This is a genomic window from Flavivirga spongiicola, from assembly GCF_030540825.1.
In the GTDB taxonomy this organism is placed as follows: domain Bacteria; phylum Bacteroidota; class Bacteroidia; order Flavobacteriales; family Flavobacteriaceae; genus Flavivirga; species Flavivirga spongiicola.
The window spans coordinates 4786841-4810242 of record NZ_JAUOEO010000001.1 but is presented as its reverse complement, the minus strand read 5'-3'; the positions used below and the strand labels follow the sequence as shown (position 1 = coordinate 4810242).

At 32.0% G+C, this 23402-nt stretch carries 22 protein-coding genes; 12 read left to right on the top strand and 10 right to left on the bottom strand.

All coding sequences use genetic code 11. The features are described from left to right. Window positions 1-122: 122 nt before the first annotated feature. The 4 genes from Q4Q47_RS19060 to Q4Q47_RS19045 form a co-directional block, all read right to left on the bottom strand. Window positions 123-1361: a DUF1015 domain-containing protein gene (locus Q4Q47_RS19060; protein ID WP_303308232.1), complete on the bottom strand. Its 1239-nt coding sequence runs from the start codon at window positions 1359-1361 to the stop codon at window positions 123-125. A gap of 6 nt (window positions 1362-1367) precedes the next feature. Continuing rightward, entirely contained in the window at window positions 1368-1826 is a 459-nt protein-coding gene (locus Q4Q47_RS19055; RefSeq protein ID WP_303308231.1) for a YcxB family protein, read from the bottom strand. Next, entirely contained in the window at window positions 1826-2716 is an 891-nt protein-coding gene (locus Q4Q47_RS19050) for a 3-hydroxybutyryl-CoA dehydrogenase (protein WP_303308230.1), read from the bottom strand. Before Q4Q47_RS19050 ends, Q4Q47_RS19055 begins: the two co-directional genes overlap by 1 nt. A 255-nt stretch (window positions 2717-2971) precedes the next feature. Beyond that, window positions 2972-3931, bottom strand: coding sequence for a Gfo/Idh/MocA family protein (locus Q4Q47_RS19045; RefSeq protein WP_303308229.1), 960 nt, complete (start codon window positions 3929-3931; stop codon window positions 2972-2974). Window positions 3932-4088: 157 nt separating this feature from the next. Here Q4Q47_RS19045 and Q4Q47_RS19040 point away from each other — a divergent pair, with 157 nt between their 5' ends. Then, a complete protein-coding gene (locus Q4Q47_RS19040; RefSeq protein ID WP_303308496.1) occupies window positions 4089-4730 on the top strand; it encodes a protein-L-isoaspartate(D-aspartate) O-methyltransferase in 642 nt (213 codons plus the stop codon). Between the two features lie 229 nt (window positions 4731-4959). Here Q4Q47_RS19040 and Q4Q47_RS19035 read toward each other — a convergent pair whose 3' ends face one another. The 6 genes from Q4Q47_RS19035 to smpB all read right to left on the bottom strand — a co-directional run bounded on the left by Q4Q47_RS19035 (window position 4960) and on the right by smpB (window position 9870). Further along, on the bottom strand, window positions 4960-5511 hold the full coding sequence (locus Q4Q47_RS19035; protein WP_303308228.1) for a DinB family protein: 552 nt from the start codon (window positions 5509-5511) through the stop codon (window positions 4960-4962). A 52-nt stretch (window positions 5512-5563) separates the two neighbouring features. Then, entirely contained in the window at window positions 5564-6100 is a 537-nt protein-coding gene (locus Q4Q47_RS19030; protein WP_303308227.1) for a Crp/Fnr family transcriptional regulator, read from the bottom strand. Window positions 6101-6164: 64 nt separating this feature from the next. Next, window positions 6165-6797 carry a LysE family translocator gene (locus Q4Q47_RS19025; RefSeq protein WP_303308226.1) on the bottom strand — a complete coding sequence of 211 codons (633 nt, stop codon included), beginning with the start codon at window positions 6795-6797 and terminating at the stop codon, window positions 6165-6167. A 46-nt stretch (window positions 6798-6843) separates the two neighbouring features. Further along, entirely contained in the window at window positions 6844-8697 is a 1854-nt protein-coding gene (locus tag Q4Q47_RS19020; protein ID WP_303308225.1) for a Xaa-Pro dipeptidyl-peptidase, read from the bottom strand. Window positions 8698-8713: 16 nt separating this feature from the next. Continuing rightward, on the bottom strand, window positions 8714-9238 hold the full coding sequence (locus Q4Q47_RS19015) for a hypothetical protein (protein ID WP_303308224.1): 525 nt from the start codon (window positions 9236-9238) through the stop codon (window positions 8714-8716). A 173-nt stretch (window positions 9239-9411) separates the two neighbouring features. Further along, the gene (gene smpB / locus Q4Q47_RS19010) at window positions 9412-9870 is read right to left on the bottom strand and encodes an SsrA-binding protein SmpB (RefSeq protein WP_303308223.1); all 459 of its coding nucleotides are present in this window, start codon (window positions 9868-9870) and stop codon (window positions 9412-9414) included. A 142-nt stretch (window positions 9871-10012) separates the two neighbouring features. Between smpB and Q4Q47_RS19005 the strand changes: the two genes are divergently transcribed. The 11 genes from Q4Q47_RS19005 (at window position 10013) to Q4Q47_RS18955 (ending at window position 23383) form a co-directional block, all read left to right on the top strand. Beyond that, window positions 10013-11593, top strand: coding sequence for a S41 family peptidase (locus tag Q4Q47_RS19005; RefSeq protein WP_303308222.1), 1581 nt, complete (start codon window positions 10013-10015; stop codon window positions 11591-11593). An 81-nt stretch (window positions 11594-11674) separates the two neighbouring features. Then, entirely contained in the window at window positions 11675-12178 is a 504-nt protein-coding gene (locus Q4Q47_RS19000) for an ankyrin repeat domain-containing protein (RefSeq protein WP_303308221.1), read from the top strand. An 81-nt stretch (window positions 12179-12259) separates the two neighbouring features. Next, entirely contained in the window at window positions 12260-13660 is a 1401-nt protein-coding gene (gene lpdA, locus Q4Q47_RS18995) for a dihydrolipoyl dehydrogenase (RefSeq protein ID WP_303308220.1), read from the top strand. 200 nt (window positions 13661-13860) lie between these two features. After that, complete coding sequence (locus tag Q4Q47_RS18990; RefSeq protein ID WP_303308219.1) at window positions 13861-14892, top strand: helix-turn-helix domain-containing protein; 1032 nt, start codon at window positions 13861-13863, stop codon at window positions 14890-14892. A 121-nt stretch (window positions 14893-15013) separates the two neighbouring features. After that, complete coding sequence (locus Q4Q47_RS18985) at window positions 15014-16201, top strand: acyltransferase family protein (protein ID WP_303308218.1); 1188 nt, start codon at window positions 15014-15016, stop codon at window positions 16199-16201. Window positions 16202-16432: 231 nt separating this feature from the next. Further along, window positions 16433-17533: a helix-turn-helix domain-containing protein gene (locus Q4Q47_RS18980; protein WP_303308217.1), complete on the top strand. Its 1101-nt coding sequence runs from the start codon at window positions 16433-16435 to the stop codon at window positions 17531-17533. 73 nt (window positions 17534-17606) lie between these two features. Continuing rightward, on the top strand, window positions 17607-18410 hold the full coding sequence (locus Q4Q47_RS18975; protein ID WP_303308216.1) for an alpha/beta fold hydrolase: 804 nt from the start codon (window positions 17607-17609) through the stop codon (window positions 18408-18410). A 25-nt stretch (window positions 18411-18435) separates the two neighbouring features. After that, window positions 18436-19122, top strand: coding sequence for a M23 family metallopeptidase (locus tag Q4Q47_RS18970; protein WP_303308215.1), 687 nt, complete (start codon window positions 18436-18438; stop codon window positions 19120-19122). Between the two features lie 263 nt (window positions 19123-19385). Continuing rightward, window positions 19386-21125, top strand: coding sequence for a helix-turn-helix domain-containing protein (locus tag Q4Q47_RS18965; RefSeq protein WP_303308214.1), 1740 nt, complete (start codon window positions 19386-19388; stop codon window positions 21123-21125). Between the two features lie 139 nt (window positions 21126-21264). Further along, on the top strand, window positions 21265-22119 hold the full coding sequence (locus Q4Q47_RS18960) for an alpha/beta fold hydrolase (protein ID WP_303308213.1): 855 nt from the start codon (window positions 21265-21267) through the stop codon (window positions 22117-22119). A 55-nt stretch (window positions 22120-22174) separates the two neighbouring features. Then, complete coding sequence (locus Q4Q47_RS18955; RefSeq protein ID WP_303308212.1) at window positions 22175-23383, top strand: glycosyltransferase; 1209 nt, start codon at window positions 22175-22177, stop codon at window positions 23381-23383. Window positions 23384-23402: the final 19 nt, after the last annotated feature.

The window sequence follows — 23402 nt, the reverse complement described above, 5'->3', positions numbered from 1 at the left end:
TCATCTGGAAACACCTACCTATCCGGCAGGAAAGCACGCCTTTTCGCTTAAATAAAAAAAGTCAAGATGAGTTCGTCATTATTTTATAGTTTCTTTTAATGAGATTCCTGCCTTCGCAGGAATTAGAATTCATAAATGGTAACACCACTTCGTAATTTTGGTTCGATAAAAGTACTTTTAGGAGGCATGGTTAAACCAGCATTGGCAATAGCTTTCATTTCTTCAACAGTAATGGGAACTAAACCAAAACCTACTTTAAATTCGCCATGATCTACTTTACTTTTTATCGCTACTAGATCATTTTTACCGTAAGAGTAATCAATACGTGTATCGTTACGCACATCTGAGATTCCCAAGATAGGGTCTAAAATAGTTTTGTAAAGAATATGGGTATCTAAAGCTTCTAGAGCGTTACTAAATTTATGATTACTTTTTCTTAAATATAAAGAATAGAACTCACCATCAAGATACATACTAAAATGATGTTTGCCACTTGGTTTATATAATTCGTTACCTCTATTTTCAATGCGATACATCGTATCCAATTGTATTAAAAAAGCTTCTTTGGTTAATCCATTTAAATCTTTAACGAGCCTATTAAATTCATGAATTCTTAAGTCCGATTCAGGAATTAAATAACTCATAAAAAAATTATAAGGTTCGTTTCCCGTATGTGTATCGTTTTCAGATTGTAAATCTTTAGAAAGTAAATATGAAGAAGCAGACCTATGGTGTCCATCTGCAATATATAAAGTGCCAATTTTTTCAAACTCATTACCAATGGTATTGATTAATTCTAAATCATCAAGTTTCCATAAATAATGTGTATCTCTATATGTGGTTGTAAACTCAAATTCTGCCCTGTCCTTTTGTACATCAGAAATGATGTTGGCAATTACGGTGTTATTAGGATAGGTTAAAAGTACTGGCTCGGCATTAAAACCAACTGTTTTTAAATAATCTTTAAACACGTTTTCTCTATATTCAATAGTATCTTCATGCTTTTTGATAATATCTTTTTCGTAATCTTCTGAACTTGCAGCAGCAATAATTCCAGAAAAGGCATGACCTTCTCTATTTACAATTTTATATACATAATAACTTGGTGTTTTATCTTGAATAAAAATAGCATCTTCCTTAAATTCTGAATAACGGTTTCTTACTAAGGTATATCTATCTTTTCCTGAAATATCTTTCTGATATCTATATCCTGGATTTATAATATGCAAAAATGAAAAAGGGTTGTAACCCATTCTGGATTCACGTTCTTCTTGTGTATATGTTTGATACGAACGGGCTGCAACCAGACTTACTTTGTCTCGTGTTGGTCTAACTGCTTTAAATGGAATTATTTTGGCCATAATTCATCACTCTGTTTTAATTAAAGCTAAAAATGTTCTATAATCCTCTTTTGAATTAAATATGTTTTTTGGAATATAAATAAATTGCCCTTTGGAAATATATAATAGCCAATATTCAGTATTTGAAATTACTTTTTGAATACTTTTTGGATTCAATTTAGTTTCATTACCATTTCTTTTGAAGTATAGGTGTTCATTGTCAAAGGATAAATTAGTTTCAGAAAAAAGGGGTTTATGTCCTTTGGAATTGGTCCAAAAATAGATAGATATAAATATTAAAAAGGGGTAGCTAAAAGCAAAAATTGTAAAAAATGTACTAAAACTATCCTCTCCGAATTTTTGAGAATAAAATATACCTAGCGAAAACATTAATAAGTATAGCCACCATGATTTTTTTAACCTCTTGTACAATACGATTTTTGTATACTCTTTTTTTGATATTGAATAATCTTTTGTTTGAATCATTATAATAAAAATTGTTTTGATACATTCTCAGCTTTTCTGCTTTCTGAGTAATCGTAAAAGCCTTCACCAGATTTTACACCTAGTTTGCCTGCTCTAACCATATTTACTAATAATGGACAAGGCGCGTATTTAGGGTTTTTAAATCCATCATACATCACATTAAGAATAGATAAACAAACGTCCAACCCTATAAAATCGGCCAATTGTAAGGGCCCCATCGGGTGTGCCATACCTAATTTCATAACCGTATCTATTTCATTAACACCAGCAACACCATTGTAAAGCGTTTCTATAGATTCGTTAATCATAGGCATTAAAATACGATTTGCTACAAAGCCAGGATAGTCATTAACTTCAACGGGGACTTTCCCTAAAGTTTTAGACATATCCATGATCTCTTTAGTAACTTGGTCACTCGTATTATAACCACGAATAATCTCGACTAATTTCATTATAGGCACCGGATTCATAAAATGCATGCCTATAACCTTGTCTGGTCTGGATGTTACCGCAGCTATTTGCGTAATTGATATGGAGGAAGTATTTGTAGCTAAAATGGTTTCTTTTGAACAAGTTTCATCTAACCGCTTAAAAATATTTAGTTTTAAATCTACATTTTCAGTAGCAGCCTCAACTACTAAGTCCACAGATTTAACACCTTCTGAAATACTCGTGAACGTACTAATGTTTGATAAGGTTTCGGTTTTATCTGCTTCAGAAATTTTTTCTTTAACCACCATTCTGTCTAAATTCCTAGTGATGGTTTCTATGCCTTTTTTTAGTGAAGTTTCGCTTATATCTATGAGCTGAACTATAAAACCACTTTGTGCAAAAGTGTGAGCGATACCATTACCCATAGTACCAGCTCCTATAACTGCAATGTTTTTCATACGTTTAAATCCTTGTAATTATTTGATAATAAATTAATTAAAAAATTGAGAACGTATGCAACCGCTTCGCTCTCTCATTAAAAATTTTAAACATATTCTTTTTTGAATATATTTTTAAAATTTATTAACGCTCGTTTCATGTGTTTATATTTATTGACTTTAAATGGTCACATGCGACCTTTGATAAATTAAAATAATCATTCCCTAGAGGGTTTAATAATTATTTTAATCATGTCGGTTTCATGTAAATATTTGTTAAAAACAATTTATTATTTGAGTTGCTACTCTTAGTGCCTCTGTACCGTCGTGAAGCGTTACGATAGGAGAGATGTTATTATTAATAGCATCAGCAAACGTTTCTAATTCATCTAGAATCGCGTTGTTTTCTGATATATCTGGATTATCAAAGTAAATCTGTTTTTTTATACCTTCAGCATTTTGAAGTATCATATCGAAATCTCCGGGTTGTTCCGGTGCATCTTTCATTTTAACTACTTCACATTTTTTTTCTAAGAAATCTACAGAAATATAGGCATCCTTTTGAAAGAAACGAGCTTTACGCATTTTCTTTAGCGATATTCTACTTGCGGTTAGATTGGCAACACAGCCGTTTTCAAATTCAATTCGGGCATTTGCAATATCGGGCGTATCACTTATTACCGAAACACCACTTGCTGAGACATTTTTAACTTTCGAATCTACAAGACTTAGAATAATATCGATATCATGAATCATCAAATCTAATACCACAGGGACATCGGTTCCTCTGGGATTAAATTCTGCTAAACGGTGTGATTCAATAAACATAGGAGATTTAATATCATCTTTTACAGCAATAAAAGCAGGATTAAAACGCTCTACATGTCCTACTTGTCCTCGAAGGTTATGTTCAGACAGAAGTTCTCTAATATGTTCAGCCTCTTCTACGGTGTTTGTTATAGGCTTTTCAATGAATATGTGCTTACCTTTTGCAATGGCTTGTTTTGCACACTCGTAATGAGAAAGTGTCGGTGTGACTATATCTACGACATCAACAGCATCAATGAGCGCTTCAATAGAATTAAAAAATTTATAACCAAACTCTGTTTCTACTTTATTACCATTAGTTTCATCAGCGTCATAAAAACCTACAAGGTTATATTTTTCGGATTGATTAAGGAGTCTTAAATGAATTTTTCCTAAGTGACCAGCACCAAGTACACCAACTTTGAGCATATATTTACATTTTCCACAAAAATAAGATATTTAGAACATGAATTTGATTATTTACAGCTAATTTTTTGCTTATTTGATGTCAAAAATAAATTTTGCTTATTTGTTTTCATCTTACAAATGTTTAACTAATTTTAGCATGACCAAAACCTCCCTAATATTGAAAGACACTTTTAAACATAAAGGATTACGCCAACAGTTGGTTAATATTTTAAAGGCCAAAGGAATAACAGATGTAAATGTTTTAAATGCCATAGCTAAAATACCCAGACATTTATTTATGGATTCTGGTTTTTTAGACCATGCTTATCAAGATAAAGCGTTTCCTATTGGCGCAGACCAAACTATTTCACAACCTTATACGGTAGCATTTCAAAGTGAATTATTACAAGTTAAAAAAGACGATAAAATTTTAGAAATTGGTACAGGAAGCGGCTACCAGACGGCAGTTTTGTGTGAATTGGGTGCTAAAGTTTTTAGTATTGAGCGTCAACAAGAATTATTTAAGAAGACGAGTAAGTTTTTACCTAAATTAGGGTATCGCGCTAAAAAACTCATTTTTGGTGATGGTTATAAAGGCTTAGTTGATGAAGCCCCTTTTGAGGGCATTATTGTTACTGCAGGCGCGCCTTTTGTACCAAAACCTTTGTTGAGTCAATTAAAAATAGGAGGTAGGCTAGTTATTCCTGTAGGTGATGATGTGCAAATCATGACCATGTTTACTAGAAAGGGGCAAAAAGAATTTGAGCAAGAAGAATTTGGCGAGTTTCGTTTTGTGCCTTTGTTAGAGGATAAGAATTAATTGAACTGAAGACAAGGCAGTCCAAAATGTGTCGTTCTGTGAATATTACCGAGAAACAAAATATATTTTGTTTCTAAGGTAGCAGCAAAGTTATGAAGAACCTCTTGAGGTTTTAAATATTAAATGAGATTCTTCGCTATGCTCTGAATGACAAAAAGAACAACTTTTTTAGATAGCTTCTTTTGTTGAAATTGTCATTTCTATTTTTTCGTCGTAACTTGTCTTAGTGCTACTTATAATTTTCTAACGCTTTTTTTGCTTGTTCTACATGTCTTTCGTTATGATAAATAACAACTCTAAAAGTATCGCCGAGTTTAAGTTTTATCAGTTTTGAGATACTAATGCCTGTTTTTGTTTTATTTAAACTCACGCTTCTAGCTCTGTCTAAGAGCTCAAGCATTTTTTCTTGTTGTATTAAAAAACGCTCTAAAGTGGTTTTATCCAAATGACTTCCATTAGGATTTTTATCCTTAAGAGTTTTCATTTTGTTTAGCTTTTCTTTAGGCGACAAGATTTTAGCAAAATAATCTCCTAAAATACCAGCTTTGAAATGAGTTTCTGTTTTAGATGTGCTTTTAGTGATTCTTTGTTCTATTTCTGGTAGATAATAATCTCCGTATAAGTTTAAATGTTCAATACATTCTAAAACACTCCAAATGTCTTCGTTGGCTTTCCAATTAAGTTTGTTAATTGGTTTTTGGTTTAATACTTCAACCTGATTAATATTCTGTCTTGTTTTTTCTATTAATGCTGCGATTAATGCTTCAGATGTTACCTTCATGATATTTTTTTACAAAGGTTTTAATTAAAACCAATATAAATATTGATTCAAATTAAGATTTTTTTATTCTTGAAAGCGTTTCAGGGGTCATTCTTAGGTATGAAGCAATATATTTATTAGGGATTTCCTGAAAAAGCTGAGGACTACGTTTTAAAACGCGATGATATCTTTCTATAGGTGACGTTGTTAGAATATCTCTTTCTCTTTCCATTTGTTGGAGTGCAAAGTTTTCTAATATTAGCTGCCACATTTTTGTATTTTCGGTGGATTCTGACACAAAATTCATGTAGGTACTTTTGTCCATAACTTTTAGAGAAGTATGTTTTAAAGCCTGAATGTATAAATCGGAGGGTTTTTCACTTAAAAAGGAGTCGAGTGCAGCAATTAAATTATTTTGGTAACCAAACCTAATGGTGTGTTCTTCAAAATCATCTAAAACAAAAATTCTTAGCGCCCCTTTTTCTACCAGATATAAGTTGGTATCGATACTTCCTTTTACTTTTAAGTATTCGTTCCTTTTTAATTCTAATGTTTTATACCATAAATTTTGGCTGTTTAGTTTTTCTATTAAGGTTGAAATGGGGTTCATTTTAAGAACAAATTTTAATTTGGAGGCTAAGTTTTGTTGAGTTTTACAATTATTCGCAGGTTCTTTATTTTACTTTAGTTAGTGCCATTTTTACTGCAAGACCAGTCAATACAGAAGCCATAAACCATTTCTGTATTCTTAACCAAATTGGTTTTTTTGAGAACCAACTTGCCATTTTCGCTGCAGATATAACAATCAAAAAATTAATCGAAAAGCTAATCATTATTTGAACAATTCCGAGTTGAAAACTTTGGTTTAGAATGGAACCATATTCTGGTCTTATAAATTGTGGAAAAAACGAAAGATAAAAAATAGCCATTTTTGGATTTAGAACGTTGGTTAGTAATCCAATATTGAAAAGTTTAAAAGGTTTGTCTGGTTTGAGGCCTTTGTCGGCATCGAATACCCTGTTTTTCGATGTAATGGTACTATAAGCTAAGTAAAGTAAGTATCCTACACCTAAAAACTTAACCGTTACATATGCATAAGGAACAGCAAAGAAAATAGCTGATAAACCGAAAGAAACCATAAGGATATGGAATAAGAATCCGCACATGACACCGAAAAGAGATATAATTCCTGCTTTCTTTCCTTGTGATAATGATCTGGAAATCAAATAAATCATATTGGGGCCGGGTGAAACCACCATAACCAATGATGCCAATGCAAATAAAAGTAAATCATTAATTGGTATCATATTTCTTTTTTAAGGTTTGTTTAGCTAAAAATATTACAGATGTCTTTTATTCTCTTACAGCAACATTAAAAGCATCAATCCCGCCAACTATAGGTAACGTTAGACTTGTTCCATCCAAATCAACAGTCAACTCAGTTCCTGCTTTTGGGTGTAATGTGAATTCTTTATCACTAGAAAAAATCATAAGCCCTATTTGCTGTCCTGCTTTAATAATCTGATCATCAGGCATTAAATCAAAAGATACCTCGTAAAATTTTCCAGGTTTTAAGGGTGTACTCTTAGTTAAAGATTTGTGATTTTGAGGATCTGCCCAACCACGGGTAATAATATTATCTGTAATTCTTGTACCCTCTTGTTCATTCCACGGAAGTGATACTAACCAAACCGATAAGTTGGCAGCAGGTTTACTACTTGCTAATTTTACAGTGACTTTAGGCGTTCCGGAAATATGAATATCCTTTGTCAATTTAGAAGTTACGTAAAGCAAACGATGCTTAGAACTTTCCGCCTTTGCCAGGTCTTTACCCGAAAACGAGTGGTCGTCAACTAAAGTTTCCTTGCCTTGTTTCTTTATCTTAGAAGTACGCAGTCCACCTGCTTTATGAGCACCAGTTGTTAGGTGTAATGTTATATTAGAGGCTTCAGGGTTTGGGTAATCTTTATAAGGTGTTGGTTCGTTCACTTTATCATATTCTCTAACGATCCAAGCTTTCGCATCATTTTCAACACCATTATCTATACCATGTAAATAACGTGTAAACCAACGATTCATCATTTTGATTGGTGGCGGACCACCATGCCCAAATTGATGATAAAATGTTTGAGTTGGTAAGCCCATTTCTTGAGCTTTTTTGTAAATTCTATAGCTGTGTTCCGGCATCACATTCCAATCATTAAAACCATGAGACATGAGCAACGCCGCTTTCATAGGTTTCATATGATTTAAATAATCGCGACCTGCCCAAAAATCATTATAGTCTCCAGTAATTCTATCCATACCATTTTTCATTTCGGTATCTCTTATTTTGGCATTATTATGTGCCCTTTTTGATTCATCGCCACTATGAATAAAATCATATAAAACATCAATATCTTCACCTAAATAACCGCCAGGAGAACGCACTAACCCGTTAGACCTGTAATAGTGATAATATGATGTGTTAGGAGCGATAGGAATAATAGCTTCTAGACCTTCGACACCAGTAGTCGCAGCTGCTAATGGAATGGTTCCGTTATATGATGTACCTGTCATCCCCACTTTTCCTGTACTCCAAAAAGCTTCAACAGTTTCATCTCCATAGGGTTCTGTATAACCTTTTACTCTTCCACACAACCAATCTATTACAGCCTTAGGTGCTAATGATTCATTATCACCACCAACGGTTGGAGATCCTTGAGATAAACCTGTACCAGGTGATGATGAATGTACTACAATATAACCTCTTGGAATCCATTTTTTTATATGAGAATTGGATATAATAGGGCGTTTACCAAGTCGTTTAACCTCTGGATGCACAGGACCTTCGACTTGCTCTCCAAGTTCATGTTTTACATTCCAGAATAATTCTTTTCCACCCTGTGCAACACCTGCAAAATAAGGACTGGAAACATAAATTATTGGAAGTTTTAAACCTTCTGTTTCGGTTTGATGAGGTCTTGTTACTGAAACATGCATACGATCTAATTTGCCATCGCCATCAGTATCAAATGTGGTTTCAACAAATAAGTCATGCCGAATCCATTTTTCGGGTGTGTTAAATGCTTCTACTATTTGTGCTTCGCCATCTTTAAAAACGGGTATCGCTTTTGTTATGGGTTGTTGTCCTAAACTTAAAAAGACACCTGAAATAAGTAAGGTGCTTGTCAATATTATTGACCTTAGTCTTGCAGAGTTATTCATGTTTTTAATTGATTTATTAATTTGGAAGATAGTTTTCAGGGATCATATTGTCTTTAGTTTCCTGAGCCCAGTAAATATTGATTACCCACCAACGTTTACCATCATTTAAAAGTTGAATACTGTTGATACCTCTCATAAAAGGTTTTGTATCAGATTCACTATGAAAAGATTCATACGTACTAAATACCTGAGTGATATTACCAAAAGTATCTACTTTTCTATGTATTTCTTTTTCAAAAAAACCATTTTCGACCAGCCATTTTCCAGAACCTTTAACATAATCATCAGGAGACATATATCTTACTTTATATGCACCTTCTTTATTTTTACCAGACGGAATTAGTTTAGCATTAGGTTTAAATAAAAATTTGAATAAGGCCCAATCTCTCTCAACGCCTTTTTCTCCCGAAATAACGGCGTATAGTGTTTTAATTGTGCTATCTAATGTTTGAACTTTTTCTGAATAGTCTTTCGCTTTTTCTTGTGATTGCACAGATAGTGTTACAATACACAATAGCATAACTGATATCGTTTTTTTCATCTTCAGATATGATAAATTTATTTAGATTAACAAAGTAAAGATTTTGTTAGTCTTGAAACGTTAAGGCTTTCTTAAATTTAAAAATATTTCATCGATCTAGGCATCGAAGGGCTACTAAACCTGTTATATAGCTAAATCAATTGAATTTCAAAATGATGGATAAACAATTTGAATTATCTGAAGTTTTTTTTGATTCTATCTAAATCACGTTTATTATCACGATCCTTAATAGTTTCTCTTTTATCATATAGTTTTTTACCTTTCGCTAAAGCAATGTCCATTTTGGCAAACCCTTTATCATTTATGAATAATCGCAAGGGAATAATAGTAAGTCCTGTATTCTGAACCTCTTTTAGTAGTTTTTTTAGTTCTTTTTTGTTTAGTAAAAGCTTCCTTTCTGCTTTAGGGCGATGATTATAATAATTGCCAAAGGCATATTCTTCAATAGTCATATTAATAACAAAAAGTTCCCCTTGTACATTGAACTCACAAAAACTTTCGGCTATAGATGCTCTACTACTGCGTATGGATTTAATTTCTGTTCCAGTTAGCACAATGCCGGCCGTATACTTATCTAATATTTCATATAGAAAGCGCGCCTTTTTGTTTTGTATGTTAATGTTTTTTTGCATGGAGCACAAAACTACATAATTTTATGAAGTTATTGGCGGGTGATTCTATTGAAAAATCAAATAAATGGAGTTAAAGAATTACTAATTGATTATACTTTTAAGTAAATAAAATTACTTTAGCAGATAGAATTTATTTAGATATATGCAAAAAGCAATTTTATTAATTTTAGTTTTAGTGGTTTTAATGTCATGTAGAAGTGTTAAAAACCATAATGAGCAAGTAACGAAATTGCATGATGTAGCCCATTTACATGAAGATATAGATAGGATATATGTTCAATTAAAAAGACATCATCCTAAATTATATCAATATACACCAAAAGAAGTTTTAGATTTCAAGTTTGATAGTTTAAAAAAGATAATTACAACACCTATTGATTCTCGGGAATTCTACAAAAAATTAGCACCAGTGGTGTCTCAAGTTAAACAAGGTCATATTTCTCTAAGCTCTGCAAATAAGTGGTATACCAAGAAAGCTCGTAAACAATTGCTTAAGAATAAGTTTGAATTTTACGCTTTAGATTTTGAATATTTAGAAAATAAACTCTGGATTAAAGATACCAGAGGTAAAGATTCTACAATTATAGGATGTGAAATAGTTAAAATTGAAGACGACTTTATTTCTGATTTAATTGATGTCTACAAAACACGTTTTTCTTCAGATGGTTATAATACCACATTGCATAACAGATATGTGGGGCAACACTTTTCTAATTTTTATTATAAAGATAAAGGGGTTGTAGATAGTTTAAGGGTTACTTTTAAAAACAAGGATTCTTTATTTGTCAAGACTTTTAGAAGGTTACAAAAGAAAGAAAAGCCTAAAAAACAAGATACTACCAAAACAGCAAAACGTATAAAATTAACTTCGGCGGAGAAAAAAGCAAATCGATTAGCTTCAAAAAAGAGACGAAAGTTTAACAAAAAGCATGGTTTTATAAAAAAATATAAAACGTACACTCGAAATTTTCGTTTTATGGAAGAAGTAAAAGATGTGGCTTATATGAAATTAAGAAGTTTTACTAATGGTAATTATAAAAGATTCTATAAGCAGAGTTTTACAAAATTAGATTCAGCAAAGACGAAACATTTAATTTTAGACTTAAGGGATAATGGCGGTGGAAGAATTGCCGAAATAGATTATCTGTATTCGTATTTAACTAATAAGGCATATAAGTTTATTGAAGATAGTGAGGTAAATAGCCGTGTACCATTCTTAAAATTTTTAATGAGCAATACAACACCGAATAGTATAAAGGTATTATCGGGTATGATGTCACCGATAATCGTTGTTCAGAATTTAATAAGAACAAGAAAGCGAGATGGTAAATTGTATTACAGGTTTAGGCAAACTAAGGTTAAAGAACCAAAACCGTTACATTTTACTGGTAAGATTTATGTGTTGATTAATGGAAATTCATTTTCGGCTTCTTCTTTAATATCTACGCATTTAAAAGCGACCAAAAGAGCCCTTTTTGTTGGGGAAGAAACAGGAGGCGCCTATAATGGCACGGTTGCAGGTATTTATAAAGTCTATGAGCTGCCAAATACCAAGTTAAAAATAAGAATGGGAATGATGCAGGTAGAAGCGCCTCAAAAACAAAATCCAGATGGCTATGGTGTAAAACCAGATGTTGAAATTTTACCTACGATTAGTGATAGGGAACTAAAAAAAGATACAGAGTTAGATTGGGTATTAAAGGATATTAAAAATAAAGGATAATTGGGGCTTGTCACAATACCGTGTTAAACTTCTAGATTTGTTGACTATTCTTTTTTAGTTTTATTGAAAATCAACCAAACCATGAATCGCAATCAGTTTATTAAATCGGCAGGAATAGCCTCTTTAGTTGTTCCTTTAACACCTCTATTCTCTTTTTCAAAACCACAGGAAGACCCAAAACTAAACAAGGCTTTGGTTGAGGAATTTGTACGAGTCTCACATGGAAAATTAGACATGGTCAAAGAGCTTTTAAATGAACATCCAAACCTATTAAATGCTGCTCATGATTGGAAATTTGGTGATTTTGAAACAGGTTTAGGAGCTGCAAGTCATGTAGGAAATAAAGAGATCGTAAAATATTTAATTAGTAAAGGGGCACAGGGAAATATTTTCACTTTGGCCTTGTTTGGTAAAACAGATATTTTAAAAGCGATGATAGAATTTTCCCCAAGTTTACTTTATGCTAAAGGCCCTCATGGTCTTACATTGCTGCATCATGTAAATAAAGGAGGAGATGACGCTCTGGAAGCTAAAGAATATATACTTTCTTTGGGTTTAAAAGAAACACAATTCCCTTTATATTAAGCTTATATTTTTTATTGCCTTCCCGTAAAACATTCGTATTTTTGTGATTCGATTTTAAAATAAAAACATCAAAAATACTTTATGAATTCATACGATGTAGCCGTAATAGGTTCAGGCCCTGGAGGATATGTAGCAGCAATACGTTGTGCACAATTAGGAATGAAAACTGCCATTATAGAAAAGTATTCTACACTAGGAGGTACTTGTTTAAATGTTGGTTGTATACCAAGTAAGGCCCTTTTAGATTCTTCTCATCATTATGAAGATGCAGTGAAGCATTTTGAAGAACATGGCATAGAAATACCTGGAGACGTTAAGGTGAATTTAGAAAAAATGATTGCCCGCAAACAAGCAGTTGTTGATCAAACTACCGGTGGTATTGATTTCTTGATGAAGAAAAATAATATTGATGTTTATCAAGGTTTAGGAAGTTTTAAAGATGGGACTCATATCATTATTTCCGGAGAAGAAACCACTGAAATAGAAGCAAAAAACACCATTATTGCCACTGGAAGTAAACCTTCAAGTTTGCCGTTTATAAATATTGATAAAGAGCGAGTTATAACATCTACCGAAGCTTTAAAACTTAAAGAAATACCAAAACACTTAATCGTCATTGGTGGAGGCGTTATCGGTTTAGAACTTGGACAAGTTTATAAAAGATTAGGAGCCGAAGTTTCTGTAGTTGAGTTTATGGATCGTATTATTCCAACTATGGATGCAGGTCTATCTAAAGAGCTCAATAAAGTTTTAAAGAAACAGAAATTTAAAATGAATGCCTCTCACAAAGTTAAGTCTGTTGAACGTGTAGGAGATGAAGTTATTGTAAAAGCAGATAACAAAAAAGGAGTAGAAGTAGAATTTAAAGGAGATTACTGCTTAGTATCTGTTGGCCGTCGTCCATATACAGATGGCTTAAATGCTGAAGCTGCTGGTGTAAAATTAAATGATAGAGGGCAGGTTGAAGTCAATGAGCATTTACAAACGAGTGCTTCTAATATTTATGCGATTGGAGATGTGATTAAAGGTGCTATGTTAGCACATAAAGCTGAAGAGGAAGGTGTGTTTGTTGCAGAAACATTAGCAGGACAAAAACCGCATATAGATTATAATCTCATACCAGGTGTTGTTTATACGTGGCCAGAAGTTGCTGCGGTTGGTAAAACAGAAGAACAACTTAAAGAAGCTGGTGTAGCGTATAAATCAGGACAATTCCCAATGCGTGCTTTGGGTAGAAGTAGAGCTAGTATGGATTTAGATGGGTTTGTAAAAATTCTTGCAGATAAAACGACTGATGAAATTTTGGGAGTACATATGGTTGGTGCTCGAGCTGCAGATATGATTGCAGAGGCTGTCGTAGCTATGGAATATAGAGCATCTGCAGAAGATATATCACGTATGTCTCATGCGCACCCTACATTTACAGAGGCTATCAAAGAAGCGGCGTTGGCGGCTACTGATGATAGAGCATTACATATATAGTTCATTAAGATATTTTAAAAATAAAAGAAAAGCGAACTTATTGAGTTCGCTTTTTTTATTGCTATTTTTGGAATATGCAGAGCGTTCCTATTCATATAAATATTTTAGGCTTACTAATTTTTGTAGGCATTTGTTTTGGTCTTTTTATATCTTATTTTTTAATTAGAAAATCAATACATAATAAATCTCCTAATTTGTATATGGGGATTTTAATTTTGGTTTTATCACTTATCATGTTCGAAGGTTGGCTTAATTATACGGGCTATATCTTTAAAACATTGTGGCTCACTAATTTTTCAGAGCCTTTAAATTTTGTAATCGCTCCACTTATTTACTTGTTCAAGATGTCTCAATTAGGCAATAAAAGAAGTAAAAAAGATGGGTTTCATTTTATTCCTTTTGTGTTATGGTTTGGGTACTGTCTTTTGTTCTTTTTTCAAGAAGATGTATTTAAATATAATGACAGTATTGGTGTTATGAATTTAGACATACCATATATTGAAACAGCAAAAGTATATACGGGAGATCCTTTGGGAATTCGTAACTATGTTAATCTAGCCACTATCATTCACATTCTTATTTATATTACTGTTGTAATGTACCATTTAATTAAATCGGCAAAGAAAAGAGGAGAATCCATTTTTATGACTACAGATAAAACATTGAAATCTCTTAGAAATTCATTTTATCATTTTTTAATAATTACACTTATTTTAATTTTTGTGAAAATCACTTTTAAAAGTGATGTTGGAGACTACCTGATCTTTTTATATATCTGTTTTATGATTTTTTTGACTGGGTTTCAAATGATGAATACCTCTCTATATTATACAGAAGTATCTTCATTTTTAGAAGGGCCAGTTTTGAAATATAAAAAATCATCATTGTTAGAAGATCAAAAGGATGTTATATTAAAAAGAGTCATGAACCAAATGACACATGAGAAGTTTTATGTTAGTAGTTCAGCTTCTCTTTCAGATTTATCTAAAGCTATAAAAGAAAGTTCACATCATGTCTCTCAGGTTATAAATGAAAGGTTAAACCAAACTTTTTTCGAACTGTTGGCAACCTATAGAATAGATGAAGCTAAAGCTATTTTGAAAACAGATTTAGGTAAAAAATTAACTATTGAAGAAGTAGCCGAAAGCGTAGGGTACAACTCTAAATCTGCATTTAACTCAGCATTTAAAAAAATAACTTCACAAACGCCTTCACAATTTAGAGATTTGTAACTATCTCATTATTAGTGTTTATTTGTGCGTCCTTATAAGCCAGTACACCTTGCTTATAGGCTAATTCATTAAAACTAGTCGGCTGTTGGTACTTTTGGGTCAAATCAAAAAACGAACAGTTATGAGTGAGCAACCAGAAGCAACAAAACAAAGACAGTATTTTATCGATTGGTTAAGAATAGGACTTATTATAAGTGTATTCTTTTTTCATGTGGGTATGATTTTTAGACCAGAACAATGGCATGTTAATAGTAATGAATCATTCGAGTTTTTAGATCCCATTATGTGGTGGTTGCATTTATGGAGAATGCCATTATTATTTTTAGTATCAGGTATTGGTACTTTTTATGCGATTGGACATAGAACAAGTTTGCAATATGTAAAAGAACGTCTTAGAAGGCTTTACATTCCATTTACATTTGGTTTTTTTACATTAGTACCATTAATGGTGTATGTTGAGCGTATAGATAAATATGCCTCATTTTTAGATTTTATTCCACATATGTTTGATGGGGGGGCTTATCCTGTAGGTAATATTTCATGGCACCATCTATGGTTTATTCTGTATTTATTAATTATTTCTTTATTGATAGCCCCGTTTTTAAATTATACAAAAAGTGCGCATTATAACATGTTACGAGGTAAATTAATAGACATTACTTCTAAACACATGGGATTAAATAAGTTACTTCCAGTTATTATAATATCCCAAATGATTTTAAGACAATATTTTCCTAAGAGTACCCATGCTTTGTATAATGATTGGGCTTATTTCACTTATTATCTATTATTCTTTTTAAGTGGTTTTATGTTATTCACAAGTCATAAAGTAATCAGTAGATTGTCAAAAGATAGAAGACTATATTTATATCAGACAATTATTTTTACAGTGTTGCTATTTTCGTTGCCTTCCATTTTTGGAAAGCCTTCAATAGTTCAGGATTATTCTCGTGGTATTATCGAAATGGTCATTTCATTATCTTGTGGATTAGCTGCTATAGGTTATTTTAAAAGATATTTTAATAAAGAGCACAAATACAGAAAAGTACTAAATGAAGCTATTTATCCTTTTTATTTATTGCATCAACCTGCATTTATTTTTATTGGATATTTTGTTTTAGAATGGCATATTTCATTTGGGCTTCAAGCGCTATTAATTATTCTCTTTTCTCTAATCTCAATAATTGGTACTTATTGGTTTTTAATTAAGCCATTCAATGCTTTTAGAGTTGTGTTTGGTATGAAAACAAAACCAAAGAAAACGTCACTTAAAATAAAAACACAATTTGCATTAGATAAGTTGAGATAATATAATAATTGAAAATAACCAATTAAAAGAACTCCATCTAAGTAAATTGTTCAAACTTTCTCTATAGTTTTATGCTAATTTACTTAGATGGTTTTTAGTTTTTATTTACCCAAAAATAACTAGATTTGAGAAAAATAATTTCCAATAATATAGTTTACAATTATTTGGTCAATAAGTATTTGGGCTTAATTTAGGCAATGTTATTGTGATAGTTAAAATAAGATTATTTAAGTGATTGTATTTATCTTTATTATTAGTTTTCTTCAAGGAGCAATTTTTGGCTTAATTGTATTGTTTTCAAAATTTTACCGAAGTGATATTAATAAATATTTAGCCTACACGATCTTAACGGTTAGTAGTATCGGCTTAATGAATGGTGTGGAAGACTATTTTGATAATTCTAATCTGTTTTTTTATGCATTACTGGATAATATTCCTTTAGAAGTTTTATTTCCTGCTACCTTTCTCACATTTGTATCTTTAAAAACTAGCATAAAACGCCTTAAAGGAAAACATGTATTCTTGTATATACCGTTCTATTTGTTTTCAATTATAAATATTATGATTGTTACATTAGATGCAGTTGGTTTGATATATGATTCTAATATCCGCTCTTTTATTTATATTTTATTTGATATTGAATATTATTTCATTCTAATTTATTCCATCTTTGGAGGTGCTTTTTGTTTAGTTTTTATTAGTAATGCTAAGCATTTAGAAGAAAAAAGTAGAAAATGGCTTAAGTATTTGACCATTGTTTATTTTGCTCTTATTTTAATGTGGGTATTCATGGAACTATATAGTATACTTACTGATAAGGATTCTCTTTATACAGAATATGTTCTTTGGATAGGAGTCACCACATTTTTTTATTGGATGAGTTATAAGGGACTCATTCGGTTTAAATTATTAGATGATAGATATGAAATAACTCAAATCATCCAATCAAGTTTACCAAAAGAAAAAAAAGAAACAAAAAAAGATATTTCTAATATTCATTTTCAAAAACTGGAAACATTGATGCTAGATAATCATGCTTATTTAGATGCTGATTTAAGCCGAGAATATATGGCTAATCAAATAGGAATAAGCCCGGGTTATTTGTCAAAAATTATAAATGATATTACAAATGATAATTTTTCAGGATATGTAAACGCCTATAGAGTAGACGTAGTAAAAAGTATGATGGCAAACCCAGAGTTTGATAAATACAGTTTATTAGCTATTGGGTACGAGTCTGGATTTATTTCTAAAACAGGATTTTACAATGCTTTTAAAAAGTATACAGGAATGACTCCAAATGCATATAAGACTAAAATTAATAAGTCTTAATTTCTCCACTTATTCACATTTGAAGACTTTCATTTTTTTTACTGCGGGTATATTTGCAGAAAATTTTAAAAAAATGAAAAGGAAAATAAGTATATCGAAAAAACTAGCATTCTATACGTGTTTAATAAGCGCATTTACCATGTCTTGTAACAATGATGATGATTCTGTTTTAACGCTATCAAATATGGTCGATACTGGAGACTATAAATTATTTACTCAAACAGCTGGAAATGGAAATCATACCATTGTTTTCGAATCTGGTTTGGGAGACAATTACGAAAGTTGGTACAAATTATTAGGTCTTGCAGAAACTCATCAGGTGATTGCTTACAATAGAGCAGGATATGAGCCTTCAGAAATGGCTAATAATGACAGAAACATTGTTCAATTAGCAGAAGATCTGCATCAAGTTATTTTAAGTAAATCAGAAAATAATAAAGTAATATTAGTTGGTCACTCTTTAGGAGGTGCTATAACTAGGTATTATGCTGTGCAACACCCAGAAATGGTTGAAGCCATATTATTTGTTGATCCTAGCCATGAAGGTTTTGAAGAAATGACACAAGGACAAGAAGATAACATGGTAGAATATTTTAGAGGAGAAGGTCTTACACAAATAGCAAATGAAGCAGAGCAATTTATCGAAAACTTTCAAACTCTGGATGCACTATCTACGTTGCCAAATGTACCAATAATTGTGCTTACAAGCATCCGAGATCGTGAAGGCGAAAATGAAACACGATGGATAAACGCACATGCCACACTTGGAGAAAATGTTACAAATTTCACTCATATTACTACTGAAAACAGTGGGCACTATATTCAGGTTGAAGAACCTCAATTAGTGTTAGATGCTATTACAGCTTTGTTAGATTAAGTATTAAAAAATTAAAAATAATAAGATGAAAAATTTAGTTAGTAGTACAATCGTTGCATTCATACTATTTACAGTATTTAATTGTTCAAATGATGATTTGCCAGATGCCTATGCCAGCGATTATTTAAACTACGAGACAAAAACAGCATTAGAGCTTCCTTTTGAAGACACATGGTGGGTTTTTTGGGGAGGACGAGGTGTTAAAGAAAATTATCATGCTGCACATAGAGAGCAAAGATTTGCTTTAGATCTTGTACAAAGAATCAATGGAAGCACACATATGGGTAATGGTTCTAAAAATGAAGACTATTATTGTTTTGGGAAACGTTTAAATGCTCCGGGGGATGGAAAAATAATTACTGTAGTTAATGATGTTTATGATAATATTCCTGGAGAGTTTAATGCTAGCATACCAACAGGAAACCTTGTTGTTATCGACCATGAAAATGGTGAGTTTTCATTCTTAGCACATTTTAAAGAAGGATCAATAGTTGTATCTGTTGGAGACAAGGTCCTTAAAGGGCAAGAATTAGGGAAAACCGGTAATAGTGGCAATTCAAGTGAACCACATTTGCATTATCATTTACAAACAACAGAAGATCCATTTAATGGAGAAGGTTTGCCTGCTCAATTTCAGAATTATTATGCAAATGACATTTTTGTGGAAAGGGGCGAACCAATGCAAAATGAAAGTATTGTCAATGATAATTAGTATCTCAAATAATTACATGATTTAATCGAAAAGAATTCTCCGAGACTCTAACTCGGAGTTTTTGTTGAACCTGCCTGCCAGCAGGCGGGATTGTCATTCTTGTGAAATCGAAAGATTCATTATTATAAAATAAAAACAGTGAATAAAACGGGAGTCTAAATAAAGGAATTAGTTTTTATAAGTAATATTAATAATTACACATATAGTCTTATCTTTGCGCGGTGAAAAGTAACCCTTCTATAGCAGTTCTACCGTTTAAAAATATGAGTTCTAGTAAAGAGAATGACTATTTTTGTGAAGGACTCACTGAAGAAATTATAAATGCTTTAGCCAAGATAGATGCCTTAAAAGTGACATCGCGTACATCTTCATTTTTTTTTAAAAATAAAGATATTTCTATTAGAAAAATAGGTGCAGATTTAAATGTATCTACCATTTTAGAAGGAAGTGTTAGACTGTCAAAAAATACTATTAGAATTACGGCACAGTTAATAGAAGTTCAAAATGATTTTCATTTTTGGTCTGAAACCTGGGATAGAAACCTTGAAAATATTTTTGCTGTCCAAGACGAAATAAGCTTATTAATTGCCGATAAGATTAGAGAGAATTTTGGGCATTTTGATATCAAAGATAAGCTGGTTAATAAGCAAACGGATTATATTGAAGCCTATCGTTTATATTTAAAAGGGAATTACCATTTTCAAAAATGGAATCCGAAAGATATTGAGCTATCAAAAACATACTTTACCAAAGCTCTAGAAATAGACCCTAATCATGCACAGTCTCTTTTTGGATTAATGCAATATTATGCCATGATGGCCGGTCTTGGTTTTTTGCCTAGAGATGAGGCTTTTAAAAGTGCTGGAGAATATGCCGCAAAAGCATTGGAATCCAACTCTCAGCTTCCCGAAGCTTATTATGGATTAGCCGGATATACATTTTGGCATCAATGGGATTTAAAAAAAACAGTCAAATATTTAAATAGTGCTTTAAAAGTAAACCCCAATTTTTCACCTGCATATCTGCATTTTGGGTTTCTCTATATTGCCATAGGAAGACATGAAAAAGCATTAGAAAGTATTGAAACTGCTGCTAGTTTAGACCCTTTGTCTTCTGAAGTTTATTTTGCAAAAGGCTATCTATACTATACTAGTGAAAATTATGAACTTGCTATTGAGAATTTTAATATAAGTTTGGAATTAAACCCTGCTAACTTGTTGGCTATTGAGATGAAAGCTTTTAGTTGGGCTATGCAAAATAAAACAAACCTTATAATCGATTATTTTACATCTGATTTACCGGCAACTATAGATGATCCAACAAAATATGGGCTTTTAGGAATTGCTTATGCGATTTTAAAAGATACGCCAAGTACTGAAATGTACATAGAGTTATTAAATAGTAAAATAGAAAAACAGCAATCAGAAAGAGCTCAGTTTTTCATATTCATAATAAACGTTCTATCTAACCAAAAGCAAAAGGCGTTAAACTGGTTAAAAGGAATTATTGATACAAAGCCCACTTTGATGCTACTGATGTTTTCAGACCCTATATTGAACACGATTAAAGAAGATAAGGAATATAAGGAAATCATCAAAAATGTATTCTCTGCAACTTTTAATACTGAAGATAAACATAGCAATAAAAAAGAGCTTTTAACGAAAAAAATGCGGGATACGTATTCAAGAAAACTATTGGATTATATAGAAAAAGAGCTTCCTTATTTAAACCCTGATTTAACACTAAGAAGCCTTGCTGCTAGTTTAGATATTCACCCCAATCAATTGTCCTGGTTGATTAATTATGAATTCAATAAAAACTTTAGTGAATTCATCAATCATTATAGAGTTGAAACTTTTAAACGTATTTCAAAAGACCCAAAAAACGATCACATTACTTTGATAGGGTTGGCTTACGAAAGCGGATTTAATTCTAAAACTGTATTTAATACCTTCTTCAAAAAAGAAACAGGCATGACGCCTATGCAATATATTAAACACTAAGATTTAACCACCATTCATTTTAATTAATAGTTATCAGTTGCTAAAAGAGTTCGCATTTACAATTCGGAACTCTTAAACAAACTGTAGCATATACTTTTGCCAAATAATTTAAAAATAGAATAAATTGAAAGGTGAAAAAATGAAAACAATTAAAAGAATTAAAGTAGCAATCGCACTAATTTTGATACCACTGGGTTTTATATCATGTGGCGAAGATGATATTGTAACTAACCTGTTAAAAGATCCGCAACAAATACGAGTGGAATTAGGAACACACAAATTGGAGACTTATAGTCAAATAAATAATACAGAATACTTAGTTGTATTTGAATCTGGATTAGGAGATGGTCATTCGGTTTGGTTTGAAAAAAATATCTTAGAAGAAATAGGAGACTTATCAGATGTATTATTATACGATAGAGCTGGTTATGAGAATTCTGAAGTTGGTCCTGGCCCTAGAGACATTGAAAGATTATCGAGTGAATTGGAAACAGTAGTTAACCTATTTTCAAATGGTCGAAAAGTAATACTGGTCTGCCATTCTATAGGCGGATTAATTGCCAGAGATTTTGCTATAAAGAATCCTGACAAAATGGCCTCGATACTATTCATCGACCCATCACATGAATCTTATAATAACCCAACTCAGGAAATAGAAGACTGGGGGTACGATTTATTTGCTAATGCCTATGGAGAGAACCATGGAGCTCCAATGGAGTACAGAGAATTAATAGAAGACATAGCGTATGCGTATACGCTTCCGGATTTACCGAATATCCCTGTTACTGTTTTAACCAGTATGAATGTAGAGGCCAATGCTGATAATGACGAGATTAATAATGCAAGTAGAGCAATAGCATTTGCGGCTCAAGGAGAATTAGGGGAAGGGATTGCTGATTTTACGCATGTAGGTGTTGAAAGTTCTGGACATTATGTTATGAGGGAAGAACCAAATTTGGTTATAGAACACATTAAGATATTGCTTTCTAAATAAAACTACCGTAGTAAAATAATTAATAATTAAATGTTGATGAATTAAAAAGAGTACTATGAATATAGTAATATCAGCTTTTGGTACACGTGGCGATGTACAACCTATGATTGCTCTGGCTCTTCAGGCAATTAAGAAAAATCATAATGTATTAATGGTTGTAAGTAAAGGGATGGAATCGCTTTTAATTAAATATAGTATTCCTTATAAGCTATATAGTGGTAAAACTGCTCAAGAGCAATTTGGAAGATTAGGAGGTGATAATAAATCAACCTCTATAGTTTTAAAGAATATAAAACAGCATATGATAACACAAGTGGAGGAATTGCCAGCTTTTTGTAATGATGCAGATATTCTAGTAGGAAACAGCTTAGATTCAGCAGCTCCTTCAGTAGCCGAATATTGCAATATTCCTTTTGTACGAACGGCTTTAACTCCCATGTTTGCAGGAGATTCAAGACCTACAACAATTCCTATGCAGTCGTTATCAAAAAAAATGAATAAATGGGTTTGGAAAATAGGCATCTTATCTTGGGAATTTTTGTTAAAGCCGCAATTAAACAAATCAAGAAAAATTCTCGATTTAAAGCCAATTGCTAATTATTATAAATACACTATTGCCAACCCGACCATACTTTGTTTAGATAAGAGATTAGCTCCACCATCAAAAGATTGGCCTGAAAATATTAAGTATGCAGGGTATCCATTTCTTAAGACACAAGAAGAGCTACCGTTGGATTTATTAAAGTTTATAAATAATGGAGAAGCACCAATATATTTTGGGTTTGGTAGTATGGGTAATAACGACCCTATAAAAACGACTCAAACTATTTTGTCTGCCGTTAAGAATTCGGGGGTCAGAGCTATTATAAATAAAGGATGGGCAAATTTAGGCGGTATTGAACTTCCCGAAAATGTATTTGCAATTGATAAAGTTTGTCACTTCCAATTATTTCCTCACCTATCAGGAATAGTACATCATGGTGGCGCTGGGACAACCCATACAGCTGCTTTGTCTGGAGTTCCTCAATTAATAATTCCACATATCACAGATCAGTTTTACTACGGACAATCCGTTTTTGAAAACAGAATTGGTCTCGAACCAATTCCTTTTAAAAAAATTAATGAAGAAGTACTAACTAGGGCATTAATAAAACTAAAGGATTCAATACTTGTTGAAGCTGCTGAGGAATTTTCATGTAAGATGAAATTATATGGAGCCGATAAAACTTTAGATGAAATAGAGCGTCTCCTAAAAGAAAATTAATCAAACATTAAAAAATCAA

Bases quoted from the DNA above. Each gene is read 5' to 3' on its own strand.
- Q4Q47_RS19060 (WP_303308232.1), bottom strand. From the start codon at position 1,361: ATGGCCAAAATAATTCCATTTAAAGCAGTTAGACCAACACGAGACAAA.
- Q4Q47_RS19055 (WP_303308231.1), bottom strand. From the start codon at position 1,826: ATGATTCAAACAAAAGATTATTCAATATCAAAAAAAGAGTATACAAAA.
- Q4Q47_RS19050 (WP_303308230.1), bottom strand. From the start codon at position 2,716: ATGAAAAACATTGCAGTTATAGGAGCTGGTACTATGGGTAATGGTATC.
- Q4Q47_RS19045 (WP_303308229.1), bottom strand. From the start codon at position 3,931: ATGCTCAAAGTTGGTGTACTTGGTGCTGGTCACTTAGGAAAAATTCAT.
- Q4Q47_RS19035 (WP_303308228.1), bottom strand. From the start codon at position 5,511: ATGAAGGTAACATCTGAAGCATTAATCGCAGCATTAATAGAAAAAACA.
- Q4Q47_RS19030 (WP_303308227.1), bottom strand. From the start codon at position 6,100: ATGAACCCCATTTCAACCTTAATAGAAAAACTAAACAGCCAAAATTTA.
- Q4Q47_RS19025 (WP_303308226.1), bottom strand. From the start codon at position 6,797: ATGATACCAATTAATGATTTACTTTTATTTGCATTGGCATCATTGGTT.
- Q4Q47_RS19020 (WP_303308225.1), bottom strand. From the start codon at position 8,697: ATGAATAACTCTGCAAGACTAAGGTCAATAATATTGACAAGCACCTTA.
- Q4Q47_RS19015 (WP_303308224.1), bottom strand. From the start codon at position 9,238: ATGAAAAAAACGATATCAGTTATGCTATTGTGTATTGTAACACTATCT.
- smpB (WP_303308223.1), bottom strand. From the start codon at position 9,870: ATGCAAAAAAACATTAACATACAAAACAAAAAGGCGCGCTTTCTATAT.
- Q4Q47_RS19005 (WP_303308222.1), top strand. From the start codon at position 10,013: ATGCAAAAAGCAATTTTATTAATTTTAGTTTTAGTGGTTTTAATGTCA.
- Q4Q47_RS19000 (WP_303308221.1), top strand. From the start codon at position 11,675: ATGAATCGCAATCAGTTTATTAAATCGGCAGGAATAGCCTCTTTAGTT.
- lpdA (WP_303308220.1), top strand. From the start codon at position 12,260: ATGAATTCATACGATGTAGCCGTAATAGGTTCAGGCCCTGGAGGATAT.
- Q4Q47_RS18990 (WP_303308219.1), top strand. From the start codon at position 13,861: ATGGGGATTTTAATTTTGGTTTTATCACTTATCATGTTCGAAGGTTGG.
- Q4Q47_RS18985 (WP_303308218.1), top strand. From the start codon at position 15,014: ATGAGTGAGCAACCAGAAGCAACAAAACAAAGACAGTATTTTATCGAT.
- Q4Q47_RS18975 (WP_303308216.1), top strand. From the start codon at position 17,607: ATGAAAAGGAAAATAAGTATATCGAAAAAACTAGCATTCTATACGTGT.
- Q4Q47_RS18970 (WP_303308215.1), top strand. From the start codon at position 18,436: ATGAAAAATTTAGTTAGTAGTACAATCGTTGCATTCATACTATTTACA.
- Q4Q47_RS18965 (WP_303308214.1), top strand. From the start codon at position 19,386: ATGAGTTCTAGTAAAGAGAATGACTATTTTTGTGAAGGACTCACTGAA.
- Q4Q47_RS18960 (WP_303308213.1), top strand. From the start codon at position 21,265: ATGAAAACAATTAAAAGAATTAAAGTAGCAATCGCACTAATTTTGATA.
- Q4Q47_RS18955 (WP_303308212.1), top strand. From the start codon at position 22,175: ATGAATATAGTAATATCAGCTTTTGGTACACGTGGCGATGTACAACCT.